This is a genomic window from Allobosea sp. Root381 (assembly GCF_001429395.1).
In the GTDB taxonomy this organism is placed as follows: Bacteria; Pseudomonadota; Alphaproteobacteria; order Rhizobiales; family Beijerinckiaceae; genus Allobosea.
In genome coordinates this window covers 35,432-58,975 of the sequence record NZ_LMJT01000012.1, presented here as the reverse complement: position 1 = coordinate 58,975, position 23,544 = coordinate 35,432, and the positions used below count along the sequence as shown (strand labels likewise).

General features: G+C 67.9%; 24 protein-coding genes. 12 read left to right on the top strand and 12 right to left on the bottom strand.

The features are described 5' to 3' along the window. Nucleotides 1–31: 31 nt before the first annotated feature. A complete protein-coding gene (secA, locus tag ASE63_RS11770) occupies nucleotides 32–2,797 on the bottom strand; it encodes a preprotein translocase subunit SecA (RefSeq protein ID WP_056801156.1) in 2,766 nt (921 codons plus the stop codon). A gap of 380 nt (nucleotides 2,798–3,177) precedes the next feature. Here secA and ASE63_RS11765 point away from each other — a divergent pair, with 380 nt between their 5' ends. The 5 genes from ASE63_RS11765 (at nucleotide 3,178) to mutT (ending at nucleotide 7,474) form a co-directional block, all read left to right on the top strand. Beyond that, nucleotides 3,178–4,023, top strand: coding sequence for a peptidylprolyl isomerase (locus tag ASE63_RS11765; RefSeq protein WP_056801154.1), 846 nt, complete (start codon nucleotides 3,178–3,180; stop codon nucleotides 4,021–4,023). A gap of 231 nt (nucleotides 4,024–4,254) precedes the next feature. Beyond that, nucleotides 4,255–5,505, top strand: a complete 1,251-nt coding sequence (gene argJ, locus ASE63_RS11760) for a bifunctional glutamate N-acetyltransferase/amino-acid acetyltransferase ArgJ (RefSeq protein ID WP_056801152.1) — start codon at nucleotides 4,255–4,257, stop codon at nucleotides 5,503–5,505. A 115-nt stretch (nucleotides 5,506–5,620) separates the two neighbouring features. Then, nucleotides 5,621–6,547, top strand: coding sequence for a DMT family transporter (locus ASE63_RS11755; protein ID WP_056801150.1), 927 nt, complete (start codon nucleotides 5,621–5,623; stop codon nucleotides 6,545–6,547). Next, the gene (locus ASE63_RS11750) at nucleotides 6,544–7,059 is read left to right on the top strand and encodes a hypothetical protein (protein ID WP_056801148.1); all 516 of its coding nucleotides are present in this window, start codon (nucleotides 6,544–6,546) and stop codon (nucleotides 7,057–7,059) included. Before ASE63_RS11755 ends, ASE63_RS11750 begins: the two co-directional genes overlap by 4 nt. 10 nt (nucleotides 7,060–7,069) lie before the next feature. Further along, nucleotides 7,070–7,474, top strand: coding sequence for an 8-oxo-dGTP diphosphatase MutT (gene mutT, locus ASE63_RS11745; protein WP_056801146.1), 405 nt, complete (start codon nucleotides 7,070–7,072; stop codon nucleotides 7,472–7,474). A 19-nt stretch (nucleotides 7,475–7,493) separates the two neighbouring features. On the opposite strand, the gene ASE63_RS11740 is transcribed toward mutT, so the two are convergent. Then, a complete protein-coding gene (locus ASE63_RS11740; RefSeq protein WP_244491381.1) occupies nucleotides 7,494–8,681 on the bottom strand; it encodes a crosslink repair DNA glycosylase YcaQ family protein in 1,188 nt (395 codons plus the stop codon). Nucleotides 8,682–8,828: 147 nt separating this feature from the next. Here ASE63_RS11740 and ASE63_RS11735 point away from each other — a divergent pair, with 147 nt between their 5' ends. Continuing rightward, nucleotides 8,829–9,386: a flavin reductase family protein gene (locus tag ASE63_RS11735; protein WP_056801143.1), complete on the top strand. Its 558-nt coding sequence runs from the start codon at nucleotides 8,829–8,831 to the stop codon at nucleotides 9,384–9,386. Nucleotides 9,387–9,393: 7 nt separating this feature from the next. Here ASE63_RS11735 and ASE63_RS11730 read toward each other — a convergent pair whose 3' ends face one another. From ASE63_RS11730 to ASE63_RS27210, 7 genes are all read right to left on the bottom strand, one after another. After that, nucleotides 9,394–9,660 carry a hypothetical protein gene (locus tag ASE63_RS11730; protein ID WP_056801141.1) on the bottom strand — a complete coding sequence of 89 codons (267 nt, stop codon included), beginning with the start codon at nucleotides 9,658–9,660 and terminating at the stop codon, nucleotides 9,394–9,396. Continuing rightward, nucleotides 9,660–10,670 carry a hypothetical protein gene (locus tag ASE63_RS11725; protein ID WP_056801139.1) on the bottom strand — a complete coding sequence of 337 codons (1,011 nt, stop codon included), beginning with the start codon at nucleotides 10,668–10,670 and terminating at the stop codon, nucleotides 9,660–9,662. Before ASE63_RS11725 ends, ASE63_RS11730 begins: the two co-directional genes overlap by 1 nt. A gap of 178 nt (nucleotides 10,671–10,848) precedes the next feature. Then, nucleotides 10,849–11,811: a GTP-binding protein gene (locus ASE63_RS11720; RefSeq protein ID WP_056801716.1), complete on the bottom strand. Its 963-nt coding sequence runs from the start codon at nucleotides 11,809–11,811 to the stop codon at nucleotides 10,849–10,851. A gap of 44 nt (nucleotides 11,812–11,855) precedes the next feature. Beyond that, nucleotides 11,856–12,791 carry a metal ABC transporter substrate-binding protein gene (locus tag ASE63_RS11715; protein WP_056801136.1) on the bottom strand — a complete coding sequence of 312 codons (936 nt, stop codon included), beginning with the start codon at nucleotides 12,789–12,791 and terminating at the stop codon, nucleotides 11,856–11,858. Between the two features lie 36 nt (nucleotides 12,792–12,827). After that, complete coding sequence (locus ASE63_RS11710) at nucleotides 12,828–13,658, bottom strand: metal ABC transporter permease (protein WP_056801713.1); 831 nt, start codon at nucleotides 13,656–13,658, stop codon at nucleotides 12,828–12,830. A gap of 193 nt (nucleotides 13,659–13,851) precedes the next feature. Next, nucleotides 13,852–14,586 carry a zinc ABC transporter ATP-binding protein AztA gene (gene aztA / locus ASE63_RS11705; protein ID WP_056801134.1) on the bottom strand — a complete coding sequence of 245 codons (735 nt, stop codon included), beginning with the start codon at nucleotides 14,584–14,586 and terminating at the stop codon, nucleotides 13,852–13,854. 14 nt (nucleotides 14,587–14,600) lie between these two features. Further along, nucleotides 14,601–14,750: a hypothetical protein gene (locus ASE63_RS27210; protein ID WP_156410309.1), complete on the bottom strand. Its 150-nt coding sequence runs from the start codon at nucleotides 14,748–14,750 to the stop codon at nucleotides 14,601–14,603. A 132-nt stretch (nucleotides 14,751–14,882) separates the two neighbouring features. Between ASE63_RS27210 and ASE63_RS11700 the strand changes: the two genes are divergently transcribed. Then, entirely contained in the window at nucleotides 14,883–15,629 is a 747-nt protein-coding gene (locus ASE63_RS11700) for a hypothetical protein (protein WP_056801132.1), read from the top strand. Here ASE63_RS11700 and ASE63_RS11695 read toward each other — a convergent pair. Both ASE63_RS11695 and ASE63_RS11690 read right to left on the bottom strand, forming a co-directional pair. Next, a complete protein-coding gene (locus tag ASE63_RS11695) occupies nucleotides 15,611–17,245 on the bottom strand; it encodes a glucan biosynthesis protein D (protein ID WP_056801130.1) in 1,635 nt (544 codons plus the stop codon). The two genes, ASE63_RS11700 and ASE63_RS11695, sit on opposite strands and share 19 nt — an antisense overlap. A 209-nt stretch (nucleotides 17,246–17,454) precedes the next feature. Next, nucleotides 17,455–17,694 (bottom strand): hypothetical protein, encoded by a 240-nt coding sequence (locus tag ASE63_RS11690; RefSeq protein ID WP_056801711.1) that lies wholly within the window; start codon nucleotides 17,692–17,694, stop codon nucleotides 17,455–17,457. 181 nt (nucleotides 17,695–17,875) lie between these two features. On the opposite strand from ASE63_RS11690, the gene ASE63_RS11685 reads away from it, so the two are divergent. The 5 genes from ASE63_RS11685 to ASE63_RS11665 are packed head-to-tail and all read left to right on the top strand — an operon-like array spanning nucleotide 17,876 to nucleotide 22,355. Further along, a complete protein-coding gene (locus ASE63_RS11685) occupies nucleotides 17,876–19,465 on the top strand; it encodes a gamma-glutamyltransferase (protein WP_056801128.1) in 1,590 nt (529 codons plus the stop codon). Nucleotides 19,466–19,479: 14 nt separating this feature from the next. Further along, nucleotides 19,480–20,676 carry an amidase gene (locus ASE63_RS11680; RefSeq protein WP_056801125.1) on the top strand — a complete coding sequence of 399 codons (1,197 nt, stop codon included), beginning with the start codon at nucleotides 19,480–19,482 and terminating at the stop codon, nucleotides 20,674–20,676. Between the two features lie 29 nt (nucleotides 20,677–20,705). Then, the gene (gene nthA / locus ASE63_RS11675) at nucleotides 20,706–21,326 is read left to right on the top strand and encodes a nitrile hydratase subunit alpha (protein ID WP_056801124.1); all 621 of its coding nucleotides are present in this window, start codon (nucleotides 20,706–20,708) and stop codon (nucleotides 21,324–21,326) included. Continuing rightward, nucleotides 21,323–21,982, top strand: a complete 660-nt coding sequence (nthB, locus tag ASE63_RS11670) for a nitrile hydratase subunit beta (RefSeq protein ID WP_056801122.1) — start codon at nucleotides 21,323–21,325, stop codon at nucleotides 21,980–21,982. The genes nthA and nthB overlap by 4 nt, the downstream gene beginning before the upstream one ends. 37 nt (nucleotides 21,983–22,019) lie before the next feature. Further along, nucleotides 22,020–22,355, top strand: a complete 336-nt coding sequence (locus ASE63_RS11665) for a nitrile hydratase accessory protein (protein WP_156410332.1) — start codon at nucleotides 22,020–22,022, stop codon at nucleotides 22,353–22,355. A 126-nt stretch (nucleotides 22,356–22,481) separates the two neighbouring features. On the opposite strand, the gene ASE63_RS11660 is transcribed toward ASE63_RS11665, so the two are convergent. Then, complete coding sequence (locus ASE63_RS11660) at nucleotides 22,482–23,456, bottom strand: KpsF/GutQ family sugar-phosphate isomerase (protein ID WP_056801118.1); 975 nt, start codon at nucleotides 23,454–23,456, stop codon at nucleotides 22,482–22,484. Between the last annotated feature and the right edge of the window lie 88 nt (nucleotides 23,457–23,544).

Below are 23,544 nucleotides of genomic sequence, written 5' to 3'. Positions count from 1 at the left end.
AGCCCCGGCGCAAGGCCGGGGCGCCGCCGCCTCAGACGTATTGCCCGTGGCAGTGCTTGAACTTCTTGCCGGAGCCGCAGGGGCAGGGTTCGTTGCGGCCGACCCGGCCCCAGCTCGCCGGGTCCGCCGGATCGCGCTCGAGCACCGCGGCATCGCTTTCCAGCGCCGCAAACTGCACGCCGCCCGAACCGTAGTCGCCGAAGGGCGCCGGCAGCGCGTCCTGCGGCGCCTCGTCCTGCGGCTGGTCGAAGCGGACCTCGATGCGCATCAGATTGCCGGTGACCTGTTCGCGCAGCCGTCCGATCAGCCCGTCGAACAGTTCGAAGGCTTCCTGCTTGTACTCGTTCAACGGGTCGCGCTGGGCATAGCCGCGCCAGCCGATGACCTGGCGCAGATGGTCGAGCGTGACCAGGTGCTCGCGCCAGAGCGTGTCGAGCGTCTGCAGCAAAACCTGCTTCTCGACATAGATCATTACCTCGTCGGTGTTGCGCTCGATGCGGGCGGCATAGTCTTCGTCGGCGAGCTTGCGGATGCGCTCGCGCAGCTCGCTATCGGCGATACCCTCTTCCTTGGCCCACTCCTCGATCGGAAGGTCGAGATTGAGATACTGGACGACGCCTTCCTTCAGGGCGGCGGTGTCCCACTGCTCCGGATAGGCTTCCGCTGGGATATGGCGCGCGACGAGGTCCTCGCAGACGCCGTGGCGCATGTCGTCGGTGGTCTCGCGCACGCTCGCCTGCTTCATGAAGTCGCGGCGCTGCTCGAACACGACCTTGCGCTGGTCGTTCATGACGTCGTCGTATTTCAGGATGTTCTTGCGGATGTCGAAGTTGCGCGCCTCGACCTTGCCCTGCGCCTTCTCGACCGCCTTGTTGATCCAGGGATGGACGATCGCCTCGTCCTCCTTGAGACCGAGCTTCGTCAGCATGCCGTCCATCCGGTCGGAGCCGAAGATCCGCATCAGGTCGTCCTGCAGCGACAGGAAGAATTTCGAGCGGCCGGGGTCGCCCTGGCGGCCGGCACGGCCGCGCAGCTGGTTGTCGATGCGCCGGCTCTCATGGCGCTCCGTGCCGACGATGTAGAGCCCGCCGGCCTTGAGCACGCGCTGCTTGAACGAGGCGACCTCGACGCGGATCGCAGCCGCCTTCGCGTCGCGCTCCGGGCCCGGCTCCATGCCGGCGAGATCGTGGTTGATCCGCATCTCGGCATTGCCGCCGAGCTGAATGTCGGTGCCGCGGCCAGCCATGTTGGTGGCGATGGTGATCGCGCCGGGAACGCCGGCCTGGGCGACGATATAGGCTTCCTGCTCGTGAAAGCGGGCGTTCAGCACGGCGAAGGCCTTGATCGTCTTGCCCTCGCGCGCCGCCTGGTAGACCGGCTCGAGCGCCGTCGGGTCGGTGAAGTCGAGCAGCTTGTAGCCCGCCTTCTCAAGCATCTCGGCGACGAGCTCGGAGCGCTCGATCGAGGTGGTGCCGACCAGGATCGGCTGGCCGTTCTCCTGCGCCGCCTGGATTTCGCGGATCACGCCGCGGACCTTCTCCTCGAAGGTGCGATAGACCTCGTCGTCCTCGTCCTTGCGCGAGACGGGAACGTTGGTCGGAATCTCGAGGACCTCGAGCTTGTAGATCTGGAAGAATTCGTCGGCCTCGGTCGCGGCCGTGCCGGTCATGCCCGCGAGCTTCGAATAGAGCCGGAAATAATTCTGGAAGGTGATCGAGGCCAGCGTCGCGTTCTCGGGCTGGACGGTAACATTCTCCTTGGCCTCGAGCGCCTGGTGCAGCCCTTCCGAATAGCGCCGGCCCTGCATCATGCGGCCGGTGAACTCGTCGATGATCACGACCTCGTCGCCGCGAACGATGTAGTCCTTGTCGCGCGTGAAGAGCGCATGCGCCCGCAGCGCCTGGTTGACGTGGTGGACGAGGGTGACGTTATGCGCGTCGTAGAGATCGCCCTCCTTGAGGAGGCCTGCCTCGCGAAGCAGCTCCTCGATATGCTCGTTGCCGGCTTCCGTCAGCGAAACCGTGCGCTGCTTCTCGTCGACCTCGTAGTCGGCCGGTACGAGGCCGGGCAGCACCTTGTCGATCGTGACATAGAGGTCCGACTTGTCGTCGAGCGGGCCGGAGATGATCAGCGGCGTGCGGGCTTCGTCGACCAGGATCGAATCGACCTCGTCGACGATCGCGAAATGATGGCCGCGCTGGGACATCTGCGCGACCTCATACTTCATGTTGTCGCGCAGGTAGTCGAAGCCGAACTCGTTGTTGGTGCCGTAGGTGATGTCGCTGGCATAGGCGCGCTGGCGCTCCTCGTCCTCGATGCCGTGGACGATGACGCCGACGGAGAGGCCGAGGAAGTTGTAGAGCTTGGCCATCCACTCGGCGTCGCGCCGGGCGAGGTAGTCGTTGACCGTGACGACGTGGACGCCCTTGCCTTCGAGCGCGTTGAGATAGGTCGGCAGGGTCGCGACCAGCGTCTTGCCTTCGCCGGTCTTCATCTCGGCGATGGCGCCCTCGTGCAGCACCATGCCGCCGATGAGCTGGACGTCGTAGGGGCGCTGGCCGAGCACGCGCTTGGCCGCCTCACGCACGGTCGCAAAGGCCGGCACCAGGAGATCGTCGAGCTTGGCGCCATTGGTGAGCTGCTGGCGGAACTCGGCGGTGCGCGCCTGCAGCGCCTCGTCGCTGAGGGCGGCAACCTCTTTCTCCAGCGCATTGATGGCGGCGACCCGGGGGGCATAGCCCTTCACGCGCCGGTCGTTCGACGAGCCGAAGAGTTTCTTTGCGAGCGCGCCAAGCATGTTGGGCCTTTCGGTGATATTGGCTTCCGGCCTCGCGGCGCCGATGCCGCGCCCAGCCGAAACCCTGAATTCTCGATGCGACCGCGTGTTTAGACGCGTGCGGGTGCGGGGTCCAGCGCCGCTTTGCACTCCGGCTGCGCCTCGTGCGGGCACGCGGCCGCAATCCGGCGGACGGTGCCCGATGTAAGGTTTCCGCCCGCCTCTTCCAAGGCCGCCGGCAATAGGGAGTTGCACGACGCAACGTCGCCCTGCCCCTGAGCGCCGCGCAAAGCTTCGTGATGGCGCCGGACAGGGCTTGAACACGCCTTGCCTTTGCCGCGTTCAACTGGCAGTGCAGCCGCGAACACAGCTTTCGGCTCCACTCCGGAAAGGGCGCTCCCATGAAAATGTCCCGTCTCGGCATGCTCTCGCTCGGCCTCGCCCTGGTCGCGTCGCCGGTTTACGCTCAGGCTGACAAGGTCGTCGCCAAGGTCGACGGCATCGCCATCACCGAGCGCGAGGTCGCACTGGCGACGGAAGACCTCGGCGAGCGCCTCGCCCAGCTGCCGGACGAGCGCAAGCGTGACGAGGTGATCAACTATCTCGTCGACCTGAAGCTGGGCGCAAAGGCCGCCGCCGCCGCCAAGGTCGCGGAGGGGCCGGATTTTGCCGCCCGCCTCGCCTATTTCCGCGAAAAGGTGCTGCTCGACCAGTACCTGACCGTCGAGGGCAAGAAGGCCGCCAGCCCGGAGGCCGCCCAGAAGCTCTATGACGAGACCACCAAGGCGATGACGCCCGACGAGGAGGTCAATGCCCGCCACATCCTCGTCGAGGACGAGGCCCAGGCCAAGGCCGTCGCCGAGCGCCTGAAGAAGGGCGAGGACTTCGCCAAGGTTGCGGGCGAGCTCTCCAAGGATCCGGGCTCGGGCAAGGAGGGCGGCTCGCTCGGCTGGTTCACCAAGGACCGCATGGTGCCGGAATTCGCCGAAGCCGCCTTCAAGCTCGAGAAGGGCCAGGTCTCCGACCCCGTGAAGAGCCAGTTCGGATGGCACGTCATCAAGCTCGAGGACAAGCGCACCAAGCCGGTGCCGGAATTCGCGGCCGTCAAGCCGCAGATCGACCAGTATCTCGAGCGCAAGGCCCAGCAGGACATCATCGTCGCGCTGCGCGAGAAGGCCAAGGTCGAGCGCCTTGACCAGCCTGCGGCCCCGGCGACGCCCGCCCCGGCCGAGCCGAAGAAGCCCTGATTCCCCAAGCCGTCGTTCTCGGGCGACGCGAAGCGCAGACCCGAGAATTTCTTGCAGGAGATGCTCGGGCCAAGCCCGAGCATGACGAAGCCTCAATTTGGAAGGGCGGCCCTGCGGCCGCCCTTCTTGTTTTCGTCATCCGACTGCGGCAGAGGCAGCTGGATGTGAGGCACCGGCCGGTGGCGAGGGGATTCGCCGCCTTTCGTACGGTTGCCCGGAGGAGATGCCCCGATGGCCGGCAAGGATGTTCCCGTTTCCCCGCTCGCGCCGAAGCGCCAGCCCAAGGTTCCGGCCGTGCCGGGCGTCCGCTTCGCCACCGCCGAGGCCGGCATCCGCTACAAGGGCCGCCAGGATGTCTGGTTCGCGCTGCTCGACGAGGGCACGCAGGTCGCCGGCGTCTTCACCCGCTCGAAATGCCCCTCCGCCCCGGTCGACTGGTGCCGCGAGAACCTGAAGCAGGGTTCCGCCCGCGCCATCGTCGTCAATTCCGGCAACGCCAACGCCTTCACCGGGCTGAAGGGGCGCGATTCGGTCGCGCTCACCGCGAAGATCGCGGCCAAGGCTGCCGGCTGCAAGCCGGAAGAGGTCTTCATCGCCTCGACCGGCGTGATCGGCGAGCCGCTCGACGCCACCAAGTTCGAGGGCGTGCTGCAGGATTGCGCCAGCCGCGTCGCCGACGGTCCCTGGATCGACGCGGCGCGCGCGATCATGACCACCGACACCTTCCCAAAGGCCCTGACCCGCAAGGCGAAGATCGACGGCCATGAGGTCGTGCTCGCCGGCATCGCCAAGGGCGCCGGCATGATCGCGCCTGACATGGCGACGATGCTCTCCTTCGTCTTTACCGACGCCCCCATCGCCGCGCCGGTGCTGCAGGCGCTGCTGTCGAAGGGCGTGAAGGGGTCATTCAACGCGGTCACGGTCGACAGCGACACCTCGACCTCGGACACGCTGATGCTGTTCGCGACGGGCAAGGCGGCCACCCGCGGCGTACCGGCGATCACCGAGCTGAACGATGCCCGCCTCTCCGGCTTCAAGCGCGCGCTGAATTCGCTGCTGCTCGAACTCGCCCATCTCGTCTGCAAGGATGGCGAGGGCGCGCGGAAATTCGTGGAAGTCCGAGTCGCCGGCGCGGCCTCCGCCCGCTCGGCCAAGCGTGTTGCGCTCTCGATCGCGAATTCTCCGCTGGTCAAGACGGCCATCGCCGGCGAGGACGCCAATTGGGGCCGCGTCGTCATGGCGGTCGGCAAGGCCGGCGAGCCCGCCGACCGCGACCGGCTCGACATCTCCTTCGGCGAGATCATGGTGGCGAATCAGGGCGCGCGCGCACCGTCCTATGACGAGACGGCGGTCTCGAACTACATGACCGGCGAGCACATCGTCATCACGGCCGATCTCGGGATCGGACGCGGCAAGGCGACGGTCTGGACCTGCGACCTGACCAAGGCCTATGTCGAGATCAACGGCGATTATCGCTCCTGACAGGCGGTTGACCCGGCATCCGGCAGGATGAGTCTCGCGATCGTCCCGGGCACCGGATACGCCTCGGGACGATCTCCGTCCCCGCGACGACAATCCCCGACGATGGCCCTGCATCATGACCGAGACCGCAACCGCGGATGGGCGGGCTGAACCGACCCGAAGCTTCATCGTCGTCAACCTTCTTGTCTGCTCCTTCTTCTGGGGCTCGAGCTATCTCTTCATCAAGCTGATGAGCGGGCAGGTCTCGCCCTTCGCGATCGCGGCCGGACGCGGCCTGCTCGGCGCCGCCTCGCTGGCGCTCTGGATACGCTGGCTCGGGCAGAGCCCGCTGCCCCGCCGCCACGAGATCCGCCACTGGCTGGTGCTCGGCGCGACCAATGGCTGGCTGCCGAACATCCTCGTCGCCTATGCGCTGATCCAGCTCGCCAGCGGCCCGGCGGCGATGATCCAGGCCGCCGGCCCGCTGGTCACCGCCCTTGTCGCGCATATGATCTTCGCCGAGGAGCGTCTCGGCGGCCGCAGGCTCGCCGGCATCCTGATCGGGCTCGCGGGCGTGGCCCTGCTGATCGGCCCGCGCCTGTTCGAGGGCGGGGCCACGACGCTGAGTGTGCTGGCCATGGTCGCGACCATGCTGAGCTATGCCGCCGGCAATCTCTATGTCCGGGCCGTGCCGGCCTCCTCCGGCGATCCGATGCGGCTGGCGCTCGGCCAGCAGGTCTGCTCCGGCGGCGTCGCGCTGCTACTCGCGCTCGCCGTCGCCGGCCCGACCAGCATGCTCGCCCTGGCAGATCGCTGGCCCGCCATGCTGATGCTCGGCCTCGCCTGCACGGCCGTGCCGATGACCATCTTCATGCGCCTGATCCGCGCGGTCGGGCCGACGCGCGCCGCGATGACCGGCTACCTCGTCCCGACGGTCGCGGCTATCATGGGAGTCGCCGTGCTCGGGGAAACGCTGGAGTTGCGGCAGGTCGCGGCAGGTTGCATCATCCTCGCGGGCGTCTTCCTCGTGACCATGACGCCGCGCAGGGTGGGGGCACCATGAGGATCGGGTTTGTTGCGGCGGCGGCGCTGGCCGGCGCGATCATGGCCGGCTGCCAGGCCAGACAGCCGGCGACGGTCGCCTTCTCGGCCGAGGAAGCTGCCTACATCAAAAAGCCCGGCACCGGCGTCGTCACCGGTCATGCCTTCCGCACCAAACCGAGCGGCGTGGTCGTCAATGCCGCGGGCGAGGTGGTGCGGCTGGTCCCGGCGACAGCCTTCGCGCGCGAGCGCTTCGCGAATTTCTACGGCACCCGCAAATACGTGCCGCATTCCAGCTATCCCGCCGAGGATAAGGCGGACCCGGGCTATGCCGAGCACACCCGCACGACCAAGGCCGAGGCCAATGGCCGCTTCGCCTTCGACAAGGTCGCGCCCGGCAGCTATTTCGTCACCACCCAGGTGATCTGGGGCGACGAGACGGCCTTCACGCGTGAGGGCGGCTCGGTCTATGACAGCATCACGCTGACGGGCAAGGAAACGGAACCCGTTCACGTCATCCTCTCCGGCCACTGAGTCTCCTTTCGTGAAGCTGCTCCTCGTCGTCGCCTGCGCCCTGATCGATTCCGACAACCGCGTCCTCGTGGCCCAGCGCCCCGAGGGCAAGGCATTGGCGGGGATGTGGGAGTTTCCCGGCGGCAAGCTCGAGGCCGGCGAGAGGCCGGAGCCGGCGCTGATCCGCGAGCTGGCGGAGGAACTCGGCATCACGGTGAAGGAGGAGTGCCTCGCGCCGCTGACCTTCGCGAGCTACGCCTATCCCGAATTCCACCTGCTGATGCCGCTCTACATCTGCCGGCGCTGGGAGGGCACGGTCGCCTCGCATGAAGGCCAGGCGCTGAAATGGGTCCGCCCGGCAAAGCTCCGCGAGCTCGAAATGCCGCCCGCCGACGAGCCACTGATCCCGCACCTGATCGACCTGCTGGGGGCGTGAGGTCTCGGCCTCAGCCCGTTCAGCCGATCTGCACATCGGCTGGAACGGCCGGCTCGCCCGCGCCGAGCTGAAACCGCTCGAAGCGCTGCAGCGCCTGCTCGATCCACGCCTTGCGTTCGGCGCTCTCCTGCCCGTCGAGCCAGGTCCATTGCTGGATCAGGAGCCTGCCGGCCTGGCGGTCGGTCTTGAGGTCGAGCACCGCGACGACCGTGTCGCCGATCAGCACCGGCAGGCCGAAATAGCCGAAGACGCGCTTCTCCTTCGGCAGATAGGCCTCGAAGACGTGGTCGTAGCCGAAGAACAGCTTGAGCCGCCTGCGCTGGATGATCAGCGGGTCGAAGGGCGAGAGGATATGGACCAGCGCCTCGTCAGGAGACTTTTCGGGCGGGGCGAGGTCCCGCGCCATCCAGTGCGGCACCTTCGAATCCGCGACATGCACCGGCAAAAGTTCCCGCCGCTTCACCCGCGCCTCGATCAGCTCGGCGATCGTCTTCTTGCTCGGCGCATCGAGATGGCAGATCGAATCGAGGCTGACCACGCCCTGCGCCCGCAAGGTCCGGTCGAGCCTGTAGGCCGTCACCTGGCGCTCGGTCGCCGGCGCCGGCCGCTTCTCCCAGCCGAAATGCCGCTCCATCAGCTCGTAGGTCTTGAGCATGCCCGAACGCGCCGCGATGACGAGCTCGCCATCGTAGAAGGCACGCTCCAGCAGGCCCTTGGACGGCTTCTTGCTCGCCCAGAGATGCGCCTTCTCGACCAGCACGTCGGTGTCGATGTCGCGGATCGTCAGCGCGCCGTCGCGCCGGATGCGGCGCAGCAGCTTGCGGGCCTCCTCGCCGCCCCCGACCGCCGACCAGCGCTTCGGCTCCTCGCGATGCGCCTTCATCGCCCCGAGGAAAAAGCGGATGTCGCGCACCGGCACGTAGGAGAGCGCATGCGTCCAGTACTCGAAGACGCTCCTCTCGGCCGACTGCGCCTGCGCCAGATGCGCCCGCTCATAGGCCGGGATGCGGCTGAACAGGATGTGGTGGTGGCAGCGCTCGATGACGTTGATCGTGTCGATCTGGACATAGCCGAGATGCTCGACCGCCGCCCGCGTCGCCGCCGGCCCGCCGCCGAACGGCTCCGCGACATCGAGCCGCTGGGCCCTGAGCCAGATCGCCCGGGCCTGCGCCGGGGTGAGTGTCGTGATGGAACGTCGGGCAGCCACGCGACGCAGGCTAGCCGGCCCGGCGCCTCCTGTTAAGCCGCTCGCCCGCGAGCCGCTGACAGGCGCCGGCAGGAGAGAGCATGCGAGCCCGGAACCTCCGCCCTGCCCTTCTGCGTTCGTCACATGACACGGCAGCGGAGGCGCGCGATGAAGCTCTACGACAAGCGGGACTATCCGCTCTCCGAAATCCGCCGGCATCTCGAACCCGGACCGATCGTGCTGGTCTCCAGCGCCCATGACGGCCGGAGCAACATCATGACGATGGGCTGGCACATGATGCTCGGCTTCACCCCCGCCCTCTTCGGCTGCTACATCTGGAGCCATAACCACAGCCACGAACTGATCACCCGCTCTCGTGCCTGCGTGATCAACGTGCCGACCTTCGAGCTCCTCGACACCGCGGTCGCGATCGGCAACTCGACCGGCGCCGAGATCGACAAGTTCGAGACCTATGGGTTGACCGCGGTCGAAGCGGAAAAGGTCCCGGCGCCGCTGATCGGCGAGTGCTATGCCAGCTTCGAATGCGAGCTGGAGGACGACAGCCTGGCCGCGGCGCAAAACCTGTTCATCTGGCGCGTGGTCAAGGCGCATGTCGCAGCCTCTCCGAAGAATCCGCGGACCTTCCATTATCGCGGCGACGGCGAGTTCATGGTCGCCGGTCGGGCGGTCAGCCGCCGCTCGGCCTTCAAGCCGGAAATGCTGTGAGGTCGGCCTAGCCGCCCAGCGCCGCGCGCAGCGCCTCCTCCGTGACCTCGGCCATCGCCATCTGGACCTTGAACGCGCGGGTCTTCTCGCCGGGGTTCATCACCAGGATCACCGTCTCCGTGCCCGGGCAGGCGGGGTCGGCGCAGATGATCTCGTTGACCGCGATCGCCGCCGCCTCGGGCAGGCCGAGCAGGCGGCGGACATCGTCCTTGAGCCGTGCCGCCGCAGCCTTGCCCGCGGCATCGTCCTTCCTGCCGAAGAGGCCGAAGCGCATCAGCCCGCCGGCAGCGTCAGCACGCCGGCCGCGCCGTCCTCGGCCCCGAAGGCCAGGCGCTTGCCGCCCTTGTCCCAGGCGAAGGCGGTGATGCCGCTGCCGCGCAAGGGCGGGCGCACCAGCAGTTCCGAGGCGTCGGTCAGGCGGATCATCAGGACGCAGCCGTCGTCATAGCCGACCGCCAGCACCAGCGCCTTGGGATGGAAGGCGACGCGCGTGACCTTGGCGTGGCGTGCGCCGCATTCGCGCGGCGCCTTGCCCTGCGGCCCGTCGCCCTGGAACGGCCAGACGATCGCGGCATCCGCGCCGCTCGACGCCAGCCAGAGCCCGTCATGCGACCAGGACAGCGAGCGCGGCTTGGCCGGATAGCCGGTCATCCGCATATGGCTCGGCTTGTCGCCGAGGCGCCAGCCATGCAACGCGTTCTCCTGCATCGAGGAGACCACGAAGCGCCCGTCCTGGGACCAGACGACGTCGAGATGCGAGCCCTTCCATTCGAGGAATTCAGGCGCGGCCTCGGTGTTCGGATACCAGAGCGAGACGCCGTTCATCTGGCCGATGGCGAGCCGGTAGCCCTTCGGCGCGAAGACGAGGCCCTGCGGGGTGGTGGCGAAGTCGAAGGATTTGACCTTGCCCTTGTCGTCGCGGGCATGAACGCTCTTGCCGGTGTTCCAGGCGATGCTGCCGGACGCCGACAGCGCCACTGCATCGATCCAGCGGCGCTTGGGATCGACGGCGACCTCGACCGGCTCGCCTGCGGCCGAGGTTGCGACGACGCGCCCGTCATCGCCGCCGCTGACCAGCCGCTCGCCGTCGCCGGTGGCGCAGAGCAAGCCACCGCGATGCGCCTCGACGCTGTCGATCTGGCCATCGGTCCAGCGCAGGACGCGCCCATCCGACAGAGCGAGCGCGAGCGTCTGCTTCAACCACTGGGCACCGACAACATGTTCTCCCGCCTCGACGGGAACGACATGCTCGCGCAGCGAGACGGGCTTGGGGATCGTGTTCATGGGCAACGCTTTAGCTCGGCCGGCGTGTTTCGCAAACCGCTGTCATTCCGGGGCATCGCGCAGCAATGAACCCGGAACCCATGACTGGGTGAAGCGGAACCAAGCGGCTGACGGCATCGCCCGGTCGTGGGTTCCGGGTTCGCGGCTTTCGCCGCGCCCCGGAATGACGGCAAGGTGGTTACGCCGCGCAGGCCTCGAAGCCCTTGCGCAGTTCGTTCGGATCGAGATCGCGCCCGATGAAGACGAGGCGGCTCTCGCGCTTCTCGCCGGCCTTCCAGTCGCGCTGGAGATCGCCGTCGAGGATCATGTGCACGCCCTGGAAGACGAAACGGCGCGGCTCGTCCTTGAAGGCGAGGATGCCCTTGGAACGCAGGATGTTCGGGCCCTGAGCCTGGCTGATGTCGTTGATCCAGGGCATGAACTTCTCGGGATCGACATCGCCGGGGATCGTGAACGACATCGAGCGGACATCGTCGGAATGATGGTGGTGATGGCCGGATTCGAGGAAATCCGGCTCGATGTCGAGGATGCGGTCGAGATCGAAGGCGTTGCGGTCGAGCAGGTTTTCGATCGGAAGTTCGCAGCGCGTCGTCTTGTGCAGCTTGGCATAGGGGTTGATGGCGCGGATCGCGGTCTCGACGTCTGCGAGTTCCTCGGCCGTCACCAGATCGACCTTGTTGAGGACGATGACGTCCGCGAAGGCGATCTGGTTCTTCGCCTCGGGCGCGTCCTTCAGCCGCTCCTGCAGCCACTTCGCGTCGGTCACGGTCACGACGGCATCGAGCTTGGTGGCGTCGCCGACATCTTGATCGACGAAGAAGGTCTGGGCGACGGGGGCCGGATCGGCCAGTCCCGTGGTCTCGACGATGATCGCGTCGAACTTGCCCTTGCGCTTCATCAGCCCGTCGAGGATGCGGATCAGGTCGCCCCGCACCGTGCAGCAGATGCAGCCATTGTTCATCTCGAAGACTTCCTCGTCGGCGCCGACGACGAGGTCGCCATCGATTCCGGCCTCGCCGAACTCGTTGACGATGACGGCAAATTTCTTGCCGTGATCCTCGGTGAGGATGCGGTTCAAGAGCGTGGTCTTGCCGGCGCCCAGATAGCCGGTGAGCACCGTGACGGGGATTTTCTCGGACATGGTCTTGACCTGATGCGTGGCGGGGGCGAGCGGAGGCGCGACCATCAGGCCGGGCCGGCGGCAAGCGCCTTTTCGATCTCGCTTATATTGTGTTTCATCATCGCGATGTAAGTCCCGGCCGGGCCATCCGCCGCGGAAAGCGCATCCGAGTAGATCCGTCCGCCGATCTTCGCGCCGCTCTCGCGCGCGATCTGCTCGGCGAGCCGCGGATTGGTGACGTTCTCGAGGAAGACCGCCGGCACCTTCTGCGCCTTCACCTGCCGGATGATGCGGCCGACATCCTTCGCCGAGGCCTCGGCCTCGGTCGAGACGCCCTGCGGCGAGACGAAGGCGATGCCATAGGCCTTGGCGAAATAGCCGAAGGCGTCATGCGAGGTGATCGCCTTGCGCCTCTCGGCCGGAATCCGTGCCACCGCCGCCCGGATTTCGCCCTCCAGAGCATCGAGTTCGGCGAGGTAGCGCGTCGCATTGGCCGAATAGGCGTCCTTGCCGGCCGGGTCGGCCTTGACCAGCGCATCGCGGATATTGGCGACATAGAGCTTGGCATTGGCGACGCTCTGCCAGGCATGCGGATCGACGTCATGGGCGTGGCCGTGACCATGGCCGCCCTTGCCGTGATCGTCTTCTCCCTTCAGCGGCGTGATGCCTTCGGTCGCCGCCACCACCGGCGCCTTGGTCCCGGAGGATTTCACCAGCCGCGTCAACCAGCCCTCGAATTCGAGGCCGTTGACCACCACGAGCTTCGCAGCCGCCATCGCCTTGGCGTCGGCCGGCGTCGGCGAATAGACATGCGCGTCGCCATCGCGGCCGACCAAAGTCGTCACCGCGACGCGGTCGCCGCCGACTTGGCCGACGAAATCGGCCAGGATCGAGAAGCTCGCCAGCACCGGCAGCTTCTCCTGGGCAGCGGCGACGCCGGGCAGCGCGGCGGAGATCAGGCCGGCGGCGAGCCCGGCGAGAAGGGTGCGGCGGTTGGGCATCGGAAACTCCAGCGATAATGAAACACTATAACATAACTATCGCTGAAGATGGGCGCGAGGCAAGAGGCGTCGCAGCAATCCGCCCTGCGAGCCGAGCAGGAGCGAGCCGAGATAGAGTGCGCCCGCCGAGAGGATGATGGCCGGCCCGGCCGGGAGATTGCTGCCGGCCGAATAGGATACGACCAGTCCGGTATAGCCCGAGACCATGGCGAAGCCGCTGGCGAGCAGGATCAGCCGGGTGATGTCGGCCGTCCAGAACCGCGCCGCCGCCGCCGGCAGCATCATCAGGCCGACGGCGAGCAGGGTGCCGAGCGCGTGGAATCCGGCGACGAGATTGAGCACGACGAGGCCGAGGAAGGTCAGGTGGACGATGCCGCCGGACCGGCTGACCGAACGCAGGAAGCCCGGGTCGACGCATTCCATCACCAGTGGGCGATAGAGCGCGGCCAGCGCCAGCAGCGAGATGCTCGCCACCGAGGAGAGCAGGACCAGCACCTCGTTGTCGAGCGCCAGCACATTGCCGAACAGGACATGGAAGAGATCGACCGCCGAGCCGCGCAGTGAGACGATGGTGACGCCGAGCGCCAGCGAGATCAGGTAGAAGGCCGCGAGCGAGGCATCCTCCTTGATCACCGTGACCCGCGCCACCGCGCCGGCGGCGAGCGCAACCGCGAAGCCGGCCGCGAGCCCGCCCAGCGTCATCGCCGGCAGCGAGAAGCCTGCGACGAGATAGCCGAGCGCGGCGCCGGGCAGGATCGCATGCGCCATCGCGTCGCCGGTGAGGCTCATCCGTCGCAGCATCAGGAAGACGCCGATCGGCGCCCCCGATACCGACAGCGCGACGATGCCGACCAGGGCGCGCCGCATGAAGTCGAATTCGACGAAGGGGCCAATGAAGAGGTCGTGGAGCACGGGCACGTTTCGTGGCTGGAGAAGATCGGCTTCGGCGGTGCCAACTCGTCATTGCGAGCGTAGCGAAGCAATCCAGAGGGCTCGGCGCCAAGACCTGGATTGCTTCGCTACGCTCGCAATGACGGAACGAGGCTGATCGGTCCGCTTGTCACGCCGCGTCGCGCTCGCAGGGCGCGGCGTGGCTGTCGAAGGCCTCGACCATGCGGCGCGCCTTCAGCAGGTTCGCAGGCGTCAGCACCTCGGCCGTCTCGCCCCAGGCGACCGGCTCGCGCGCGAGCAGCAGAGTCTGCGGGAAGGCGCGGCGCACCGTCTCGATGTCGTGCAGGACGGCGATGACGGTGCGGCTCTCGCCATGCCAGCGCTGGACCAGCGCCAGCAGATCGGCCGTGGTGCGCGCATCGATCGCGGTGAAGGGCTCGTCGAGCAGGATGATGTCTGCGTCCTGGAGCAGCAGCCGCGCGAACAGCACACGCTGCATCTGACCGCCGGAGAGCGCCGCGATCGGCCGGCGCTCGAAGCCGGCGAGCCCGACGGCGGCGATCGCCGCCTCGACCTTGCCGGCCGAACCGCGGCCGATGCGCCCGAAGATGCCGGCACTGCCCCAGAGACCCATGGCGACGAGATCGTAGACATGGATCGGGAAGGAGCGGTCGAGCTCGGCCGATTGCGGCAGATAGGCGAGCCGCCGGCCGCGCGCCACATTCACGTCGCCGCCGAGCGGCGCGAGCGCACCCGCGATGCCCTTGAGCAGGGTCGACTTGCCGGCGCCGTTGGGACCGACGATCGCCGTCAGGCTGCCGGCCGCGATCTCGCCCGAGAGGTGGTGGACCGCCGGGTGGCGATCATAGCCGAGCGTCAGGTCGTTGAGGCGGATGGCGGACACGGGCGAAAACTCACTCACAGGATCACGGCGAGCGTCGCGGCCCAGACCAGCGCCACGACGATTCCGGCAAGCCCGATCCGCCCCGCCGCCGACAGTCGCAGCAGCGACCAGCCCGGATTCTCCGGGGCGGCATGGGAGACGTGACGGGCGTGCGCATGGACCATGTTGGATGATATACTGTTACATCCAGAAAACGGCAAGCTGCCGCCGACATCGCCGAGGCACGATCCACATGTCGCGGTTGCGGTTTCCCGCGCGATGGACTTGTCTGGCGCCCGCTTGAGCTGGGATCGAGGATGATGAAACTGCCGGTCTTCGCCGTCGTCACGGCGGCGTTGCGTGATTTTGCGCGCTTCCTGATACGGCACCCGCTGGCGGTGCTGCTCGCCATGGCCTGCTGCGTCCTGCTGGATCGATGGCTGGGGTTGCCGCTCGACGAAACCGACGACCCGGCGACGTTCGCCGGCCTGTTGCAGTCCTGCATGTCCGTGCTTGCGCAGTTCCTCGTCTGCCTGCCGCTCTGGCTCGTCGCGGTCCGCGAGGTCGTCTCAGGCACCGCCCTGCCCCTGCGCCTCGATGGCCCGCCCTCGCCTGCAACGCAGCGCTACGCCCTGTTCAACGCCGTACTTCTGCTCGCGGCCGAGCCCATCCTGCTGCTCGACGGAAATTCGCCTCTCCTGATGGTGGTGATACCGGCTCTTCTGATCGGCTCGATCCTGTTCTCGCTCAGGGCGACGCTGACCTTCACCTCGCTCGCGCTCGGCAGGCTGGATCTCGGCTTCGCCCGCTCGATCGCAAAAACCTCGGGCCAGACGTTGCGTCTGCTGGCGATCCTGCTGCTCCCGCTCGCGGCCTTCGCCGCGACGGCCCTGGCGTTGATGCTGCTGGCATTTATGAGCGGCGCCGACCCCGAGCTGAACGGATCATATTGGTCGGCGCTGGCCGTAATCACGGCGCAGCTGTTCATGATCTGCGCCGCGATTGCGGGGGCCCATATCTACCGCAGGCTGGAAGCCGACCTGCCTCAGAACGGCAGGTACTGATAGAGCCAGGTCTCGGTCAGCACGACGTCGCCTGCCTTCAGGAAGCAGCGCATCTCGACGGGCTCGTTGCCCTCGACCGTGAGATCGAACTGCGCGCGCCAATGGCCGGGTACGTCGTTGGGCACCGCTTCCGCAAAAATGTAGGAGAAGCTGCCGCGCGAGGTCGAGAGCACCACCTCCGGCTTCACGCCGAAGGAAATGGATTCCAGCGCCGGGCCCTTGAACTCGATCATGAACTTGCGCACGCCCTTGGGGCGCGTCGTGCCGGGCTGGCCGCCATTGCCGAGCCGCGTCGCGACGACGCGGCCGAGCTCGGTCGGGAAGGGCTCGTCCGCGAGCCAGTGCAGCCGGTAGCGGAAAGCGTAGGAAGCGCCGGCCTTGGCCGGACCCGCCGGCACCCACATGGCGACGATGTTGTCGTGGATCTCGTCGTCGGTCGGGATCTCGATGAGCTGGACCGCGCCCTTGCCCCAGTCGCCCTGCGTCTCGACCCAGAGGCTCGGCCGGCGCTCGTAGAAGACGCCGTCGAGATAATGGCCGACCTCGCGGTCGCGCTGCATCAGGCCGAAGCCGCGCGGCGCCTCGTCGATGAAGGAGGAGACGGTGGTATGGCCCGGATTGTTGAGCGGCCGCCAGGCGCGCTCGCCCGTGCCGGTCCACAGCGCAAGCCCGTCGGAATCATGCACCTCGGGGCGCCAGTCGACCGCCGTCGCCTTGGCCTTCTCGGAATACCAGTACATCGAGGTCAGCGGCGCGACGCCGAGCCGCTCGACATCCTTGCGCAGGAACAGCGCGGTCTCGATCTCCATCAGCACGCCCTTGCCGCGATGCATGCGGAAGCGATAAGCGCCGGCGACGCTCGGGCCGGAGAGCAACGCATAGACGACGACATGCTCGGCGCCGGGCTGCGGCGTCTCGAGCCAGATATGGGTGAAGTCGGGGAACTCCTCGGACCGGCCGGCGACGGCCGGGTCGACGGCGAGCCCGCGTGCCGAGAGCCCGTACTGGTAGAGCTCGCCGATGGCGCGGAAATAGGAGGCGCCGAGGAAGGCGACCCAGTCGTTCTTCTGCCACTCCAGCTTCTCGCCCTTGCGACCGGGATGGCCGCTGCGGCTTTCCTGGAAACGGAAGCCGGCGAAGCCTGCGCCACGCGGCAGCTCGCGCGCCGGCGAATCCGCCGGCATCTCGAAATAGCTTTCGTCATAGACGATCTCGCGCGCCTTGCCGCCGTCGAAGACGTGCATGCGCACGGGCTTCTGGAAGTAGCGGCCGAGATGGAAGAAGGTCACCGGCCAGGGCGAAGGGCCCTCGGCCCAGAGCGCCATCTCCGGCTTGAACCTGATCTTGCCATGGGCGTCGTAGTCGATCCGCTCCAGCACGTCCGGGCGGGGGCTTGGCGGCGCCTGATAGGGCTTCGCAACCAGGTCGCGCGCCCGTGTCTTCAGCGCCTCGAAGCTGAAGGCCTCGGCCTCGCCGAGCCGCAAGCCCTGCTGCGCCAGTGCCGCAGGAGAAAAGCCTAATGCGGCAAGGCCGGCGGTGGCACCCGCGGCAGCGAGCAGTTTGCGGCGGTCAAGGGAGGAAGGCACGGATACACCGTGCGTGGCGCGGTCTGGCATGTCTGTCCCGGTTCGCATGTTGCGGTCCTGCGCGCCGGGCTAGCCTGTCCCACGAAGGAGGGCAACCGGAGCGCGTCTCCGAGATAGGCAGTCAAACATGGCAAAACAGGTGCGGCGGCAAGGCGAGATGCGGCATGCGCGCGGCTTTCGCCGCTGCTGGCGGCGGTTGCCCGCGCGGCGCTCCTGAAACGAGGCTCGAGAGCCTGGGCTCAGCCGCCTTCGGTCAGGCGCTCGACCTTGAGCACGCGGCGCATCAGGTTGACCATCGCATAGCCCGCCGCCACCGAAAACAGCGCCATCAGCGCATAGCCGACGATATGGCCGAGCTCGAACAGGCCGGCCAGCGCCCAGCCCGAGGCGAGCGCCACGCCGAACAGCTCGACCGCAATCAGGATTCCGAGCGAAACCACCATGATCAGGGTGCGCCAGTTGGTGTGTCGTCCGGCCATGCTCTCCATCCTCGGTCGCGGGCTGCGCAAAGCGCGGCCCAAAGTCCTTGCGGCAAGTCTGCCTGCTTCCGGCAGGCCGCCCGATTTCGGGGGCAAGCTCTAGCGAAGCCGGCTGCGGCATGCAACAAAATCGCAACCGCCCGGCCGATATGGCCACTGCCGCCACGCTTGAAAAGACCTGATGATCGACACGCCTGTCTTCGGCGCGGCCGCCGCCGCCGCTCCTCACCGCCTTGCCTCCGAAGCCGGACGCGCCATTCTCGCCGAAGGCGGCAACGCCATCGAGGCGATGGTCGCGATGGCTGCGACCATCGCCGTCGTCTACCCGCATATGAACGCGATCGGCGGCGACGGCTTCTGGCTGGTGCACGAGCCCGGTGGCAAGGTGCACGCCATCGAGGCCTGCGGCCCGGCCGGTTCGGCTGCCACCATCGCGCGCTACCGCGACAAGAGCCATGACGTCATTCCCTCGCGCGGGCCGGACTCGGCGGTCACCGTCGCGGGCGCGATCGGGGGCTGGGAGGCCGCGCTCGAACTCTCAGCCAATCTCGGCGGCCGCATGCCGCTGAAGGACCTGCTTTCCGACGCGATCCGCCATTGCAGGGAGGGTTACGAAATCTCGCCCTCGGAATTGCGGACCTGGCCGCAGGAGGTCGAGGCCGTGAAGCAGGCGGTCGGCTTCAGCGACTTCTTCTGGCCGGGCGGCGAGCAACCCAAGGCCGGTGCGCGCCGCAAGCCCGAGGCGCTCGGCGCCACCTTCCGCCAGCTCGCAGATGCCGGGCTCGGCGACTTCTACCGCGGCGATGTCGGCCGCGAGATTGCCGCCGACCTCGAGCGGATCGGCGCCCCCGTCACCCGCGCCGACCTCGAGCGTTTCGAGGCGCGCCTCGTCCAGCCGCTCCAGGTCAAGCTGCCGGGCCTCACCGCCTACAACTTCGCGCCGCCCACGCAGGGGCTGGCCTCGCTCCTGATCCTCGGCATCTTCGAGAAGCTCGGCATCGCCCGCGCCGAGGGCTTCGACCACCATCACGGTCTCGTCGAGGCGACCAAGCGCGCCTTCGCGATCCGCGACCGGATCGTCACCGACCCGGCCTTCGCCAGCGTCGATCCCGCGAGCGTGCTCACCGAGGAGGTCTTCGCCCGCGAGGCCGCAGCGATCGACAAGCGCCGCGCCGCGCCCTGGCCCTTCCGCACGGGCGACGGCGACACCGTCTGGATGGGCGCGATCGACGGGTCCGGCCTCGCCGTCTCCTATATCCAGTCGATCTACTGGGAATACGGTTCCGGCTGCATCCTGCCGGGCACCGGGATCAACTGGCAGAACCGCGGCGTCTCCTTCTCGCTCGATCCGAAGGCAGTGAACCCGCTGCAGCCCGGCCGCAAGCCCTTCCACACGCTGAACCCGGCGCTGGCCCGCTTCGACGACGGCCGCGTCATGTCCTATGGCGCGATGGGCGGCGACGGCCAGCCTCAATTCCAGGCGCAGATCCTGAGCCGCTACCGCTTCGGCCAGAGCCCGGCGGAGGCCGTCGACGCGCCGCGCTGGCTCTTCGGCCGGACCTGGGGCGCCGGGTCGATCTCGCTGAAGCTCGAAAGCCGCTTCGACCCGATGCTGCTCGCCCGCCTGACAGGCGCCGGCCATCCGGTCGAGGAATATTCGGAAGCCTATTCGGACCAGTTCGGCCATGCCGGCATGCTGGTGAAGCATCCGAAGGGCCATGTCGAAGCGACGCATGATCCGCGCTCCGACGGTGATGCCAAAGGCTGTTAGGGGGATCGAACCAGATGCTCGTCGAAGATCCGTTCCGCTGTTTCGTTCCCTATCCGCAGGCGGCGGTGAAGCATGCGGCCACCGGCCCGCTCGCGGGCCTGAGCTTCGCGGTCAAGGACCTGTTCGACGTCAAGGGCTACCCGACCGGCGCCGGCTCGCCGCTCGTGCTGGCCCAGTCCGGCATCAAGGCCAAGACCGCCCCGATCGTGAAGGCACTGCTCGACGCGGGCGCCCGCTTCGTCGGCAAGACCCACACCGACGAGCTAGCCTTCTCGATGAACGGCAACAACGCGCATTTCGGCGCGCCGATCAATCCGGCTGCACCCGAGCGCATCACCGGCGGCTCCTCTTCCGGCTCGGCCGCGGCGGTCGCCGGGCGGCTGGCCGATTTCGCGCTCGGCTCCGATACCGGTGGCTCGGTGCGCGCACCGGCGAGCTATTGCGGGCTCTTCGGTATCCGGCCGAGCCACGGCCGCCTCTCGCTCAAGCGCGTCTGGCCCTTGGCCGAAAGCCTCGACACCGCCGGCTGGTTCGCGCGTGACGGCGAGGTCTTCGCTCGCATCGGCGACGTCCTGCTCGGCGCCGACAAGGTCACCCTTCCCGAAACCCCGCGCCTGCTGCTCGCCGACGAGCTCTTCGCCCAGGCCGTGCCGGAGGCCGAAACGCTGCTGCGCAATGTGGTCCAGCGCATCGTGCCTGCACTCGGCGAGCCGCAGACCGTCAGCATCGCCCGCGATCTCGATCCGCTCTACTGGGCGGTCCGCCGCATCCAGGGCCGCGAGGCCTGGGCCTCCGACGGGGCGATGATCGAACGTTTCGGCATGCCGCTTGGCCCGGGCGTCGCGCAGCGCTTCGCCTATTCCAAGGCTGTCAGCGACGAGGATGTCGCCAAGGCGGATGCGGTGCGCAAGCGCATCCGCGGCAAACTCGCGAGGCTGCTGGGCAGCTACGGCGTGCTGCTGCTGCCGAGCGTCCCCGACATCGCCCCGCTCGCCAGCGCGAGCGACGACGAACTCGAGGATTTCCGCAACCGGGCGATCCGGCTGCTCTGCCTCGCCGGCCTGACCGGCTTTCCGCAGATCTCGATCCCCGTAACGCGGCGCGACGGCGCACCGCTCGGCCTCTCCGTGATCGGCCCCAAAGGCTCGGACAAGTCCCTCGTCGCCTTCGCGGTCCGGCTGGAACGGGCGGCGCGCATCCGGATTGCGTGATACCATCAGGGCCGGACGGGAGAGAAGCGATGAGCGGTCATCACCACGACCACGACCACGACAACCACTTCACGTCCATCGAGGCGCGGGTGAAGGCGCTTGAATCGCTGATGGTCGAGAAGGGCTATGTCGACCCTGCCGCGCTCGACGCCATCGTCGAGACCTATGAGACTAGGGTCGGGCCGCGCAACGGCGCCCGCGTCGTGGCCAGGGCCTGGACTGACCCGGACTATGCGCAGCGGCTGAAGGCCGACGGCACGGCCGCCGTCGCCGAACTCGGCTATGGCGGGCGCGGCGGGGAGCACATCGTCGCCTGCTTCAATACGCCCGATGAGCACAACCTGATCGTCTGCACGCTGTGCTCCTGCTACCCTTGGCCGGTGCTGGGCCTGCCCCCGGTCTGGTACAAATCGCCGCCCTACCGCGCCAAGACGGTGATCGACCCGCGCGGCACGCTTGCCGATTTCGGCGTGACGCTGCCCGAGGGCCAGCGCGTCCGCGTCTGGGACTCGACTGCCGAGACCCGCTTCATCGTCATCCCGATGCGCCCGGCCGGCACCGAGGGCTGGAGCGAGGACAAGCTCGCCGCCATCGTCAACCGCGACTCGATGATCGGCACCGGCCTGCCCCGCCCGGAGGATGCGCCGTGAACAGCGCCCATGACCTCGGCGGCCAGATGGCCTTCGGCCCGGTCCTGCCCGAGCCCGGCGAGCCGGTCTTCCATGGCGATTGGGAGAAGCGCGTTCTCGCGATCAACGTCGCCGCCGGCGCCATGGGCGCCTGGAGCATCGACGAGATCCGCCATGCCCGCGAGAGCCTGCCACCGGCGCAGTACCTCTCTTCAACCTATTACGAGATCTGGCTCGCCGCCCTCGACAGGATTCTCGTCGAACACGGCTTCCTGACACAGGAAGAGCTCGCCTCGGGCAAGCCGGTGCCACAGCGCCGCGAGCCGAAGCGCGTGCTCAAGGGCGAGGATGTCCCGGCCGTGCTACGCCGCGGCTTTCCCTATGAGCGCGAGGCACCCGGTCCCGCGAAATTCGCCGTCGGCGACAGGGTCCGCACCGCCGTGATGCATCCGCAGCACCACACCCGGTTGCCACGCTATGCCCGCGGCAAGCAGGGCGTCATCGAGCGCGTCACCGGTTGCCATGTCTTCCCGGACACCGGCGCGCAGCGGCAGCCCGAGGTGGCGCAATGGCTCTATACGGTGGTCTTCACCGGTCGCGAGCTCTGGGGCCGCGACGCCGACCCGACCTCAACCGTCTCGATCGAGGCGTGGGAGAGCTATCTTGAGCCGGCCTGAGACCGATCTGGCGGCCGCGCTCGCCACCGACACGCCGATCCCGCGCGATGCCGAAGGGCCGGTCTTCGCCGAGCCCTGGCAGGCGCAGGCCTTCGCGCTCACCGTCGCGCTCCTGAACAAAGGCGTGTTCAGCGCCGATGAATGGGCGCAGGCGCTGGGCGCCGAAATCCGGGAAGCGGTCGCCAATGGCGGCTGCCGCGACGGTTCCGACTATTACGAGCGCTGGTGCGAGGCGCTGGAGCATCTGCTCATCGCCAAGGGCCTTACCTCGCACGACGGCATCGATGCGTTGGCCGCCTCCTGGGCCCGCGCCGCGGAGGCGACGCCCCACGGCAAGCCGATCCTGCTGGCGAACGATCCGCAGCAGGGTTGAAGCGGGCACTGTTCCGACACCACTCGACCTCCGAAATACCCCGTAATCCCGGACAAGCGGCGAAGCCGCGCAGTTCCGGGGTGACGGGCGTTATTCAGAGGAAAAAGAACACGATTCAGCGCGAGTTCACGCCACCCCGAGCGAGAGCAGATCGTGCACATGCACGAGGCCGACCGGTCGCTCCTCGGCATCCGCAACGATCAGCGCGGTGATGCGAAGCCGGTTGACCATCTCCAGCGCCTCGACCGCCAGCGCGTCGGGCGCGATGCGGCGCGGGTTGGGCGTCATCACGTCGCGGGCCCGCTGGGCGAGACCGCCGCCAGCCAGCAGCTTGCGGCGCAGGTCGCCGTCGGTGACGACGCCGGCGAGCCGGCCGTCGGGGTCGATCACGATGGCGCAGCCGAACCCCTTGGCCGAGATCATCTCGATCACGTCCGACACCACCGCATCGAGCCCGACCACGGGCAGGCCGGCATCGCGATGCATGATGCTGGCGACCGTCTTGAGCTGCGCGCCGAGCTTGCCGCCCGGGTGATAAACGAAGAAGTCCTGGCGCGAGAAGCCGCGCGCCTCCAGCAGCGCCACCGCCAGCGCATCGCCGAGCGCCATCTGCATCGTCGTCGAGGTAGTCGGCGCGAGCCCGTTCGGACAGGCCTCCTGCGCCTTCGGCAGCAGCAGCGTGACATCTGCCTCGCGGCCGAGCGCGCTCTCGGCGTTGGCGGTGATACCGATCAACCCGACCCGGAAACGCCTTGTATGGGCGACGATGGCGGCAAGCTCCGCCGTCTCGCCCGACCAGGACAGCGCAATCACCACGTCCTCGGGCTGGACCATGCCGAGGTCGCCATGGCTCGCCTCGGCCGGATGGACGAAATGGGCGGGCGTGCCGGTCGAGGCCAGCGTCGCCGCGATCTTGCGCCCGACATGGCCGGACTTGCCCATCCCGGACACCACGACTCGCCCGCCGGCAGCCCGGATCATCGCGACCGCAGCGGCGAAGGGCTCGCCCAGCCCGTTGCCCAGGGCGGCGTGCAGGGTGTCGAGGCCGGCCCGCTCGGTGGCGATGGTGCGAAGCGCGGAAGCGCGAATATCGGCTGTCATGGCGCGCGCTCTAGCATACACCCAGCGGCGCTTGCCAGTATCGCCGCTGCCGCCACTGCATTGACGCCCCGTTAACCCAGTTCGTTCT

Excerpts from the sequence above, each read along its gene's own strand:
- secA (WP_056801156.1), bottom strand. The coding sequence starts at position 2,797 with ATGCTTGGCGCGCTCGCAAAGAAACTCTTCGGCTCGTCGAACGACCGG.
- ASE63_RS11765 (WP_056801154.1), top strand. The coding sequence starts at position 3,178 with ATGAAAATGTCCCGTCTCGGCATGCTCTCGCTCGGCCTCGCCCTGGTC.
- argJ (WP_056801152.1), top strand. The coding sequence starts at position 4,255 with ATGGCCGGCAAGGATGTTCCCGTTTCCCCGCTCGCGCCGAAGCGCCAG.
- ASE63_RS11755 (WP_056801150.1), top strand. The coding sequence starts at position 5,621 with ATGACCGAGACCGCAACCGCGGATGGGCGGGCTGAACCGACCCGAAGC.
- ASE63_RS11750 (WP_056801148.1), top strand. The coding sequence starts at position 6,544 with ATGAGGATCGGGTTTGTTGCGGCGGCGGCGCTGGCCGGCGCGATCATG.
- ASE63_RS11735 (WP_056801143.1), top strand. The coding sequence starts at position 8,829 with ATGAAGCTCTACGACAAGCGGGACTATCCGCTCTCCGAAATCCGCCGG.
- ASE63_RS11730 (WP_056801141.1), bottom strand. The coding sequence starts at position 9,660 with ATGCGCTTCGGCCTCTTCGGCAGGAAGGACGATGCCGCGGGCAAGGCT.
- ASE63_RS11725 (WP_056801139.1), bottom strand. The coding sequence starts at position 10,670 with ATGAACACGATCCCCAAGCCCGTCTCGCTGCGCGAGCATGTCGTTCCC.
- ASE63_RS11720 (WP_056801716.1), bottom strand. The coding sequence starts at position 11,811 with ATGTCCGAGAAAATCCCCGTCACGGTGCTCACCGGCTATCTGGGCGCC.
- ASE63_RS11715 (WP_056801136.1), bottom strand. The coding sequence starts at position 12,791 with ATGCCCAACCGCCGCACCCTTCTCGCCGGGCTCGCCGCCGGCCTGATC.
- ASE63_RS11710 (WP_056801713.1), bottom strand. The coding sequence starts at position 13,658 with ATGCGGCGCGCCCTGGTCGGCATCGTCGCGCTGTCGGTATCGGGGGCG.
- ASE63_RS27210 (WP_156410309.1), bottom strand. The coding sequence starts at position 14,750 with ATGGTCCATGCGCACGCCCGTCACGTCTCCCATGCCGCCCCGGAGAAT.
- ASE63_RS11700 (WP_056801132.1), top strand. The coding sequence starts at position 14,883 with ATGATGAAACTGCCGGTCTTCGCCGTCGTCACGGCGGCGTTGCGTGAT.
- ASE63_RS11695 (WP_056801130.1), bottom strand. The coding sequence starts at position 17,245 with ATGCCAGACCGCGCCACGCACGGTGTATCCGTGCCTTCCTCCCTTGAC.
- ASE63_RS11690 (WP_056801711.1), bottom strand. The coding sequence starts at position 17,694 with ATGGCCGGACGACACACCAACTGGCGCACCCTGATCATGGTGGTTTCG.
- ASE63_RS11685 (WP_056801128.1), top strand. The coding sequence starts at position 17,876 with ATGATCGACACGCCTGTCTTCGGCGCGGCCGCCGCCGCCGCTCCTCAC.
- ASE63_RS11680 (WP_056801125.1), top strand. The coding sequence starts at position 19,480 with ATGCTCGTCGAAGATCCGTTCCGCTGTTTCGTTCCCTATCCGCAGGCG.
- nthA (WP_056801124.1), top strand. The coding sequence starts at position 20,706 with ATGAGCGGTCATCACCACGACCACGACCACGACAACCACTTCACGTCC.
- ASE63_RS11660 (WP_056801118.1), bottom strand. The coding sequence starts at position 23,456 with ATGACAGCCGATATTCGCGCTTCCGCGCTTCGCACCATCGCCACCGAG.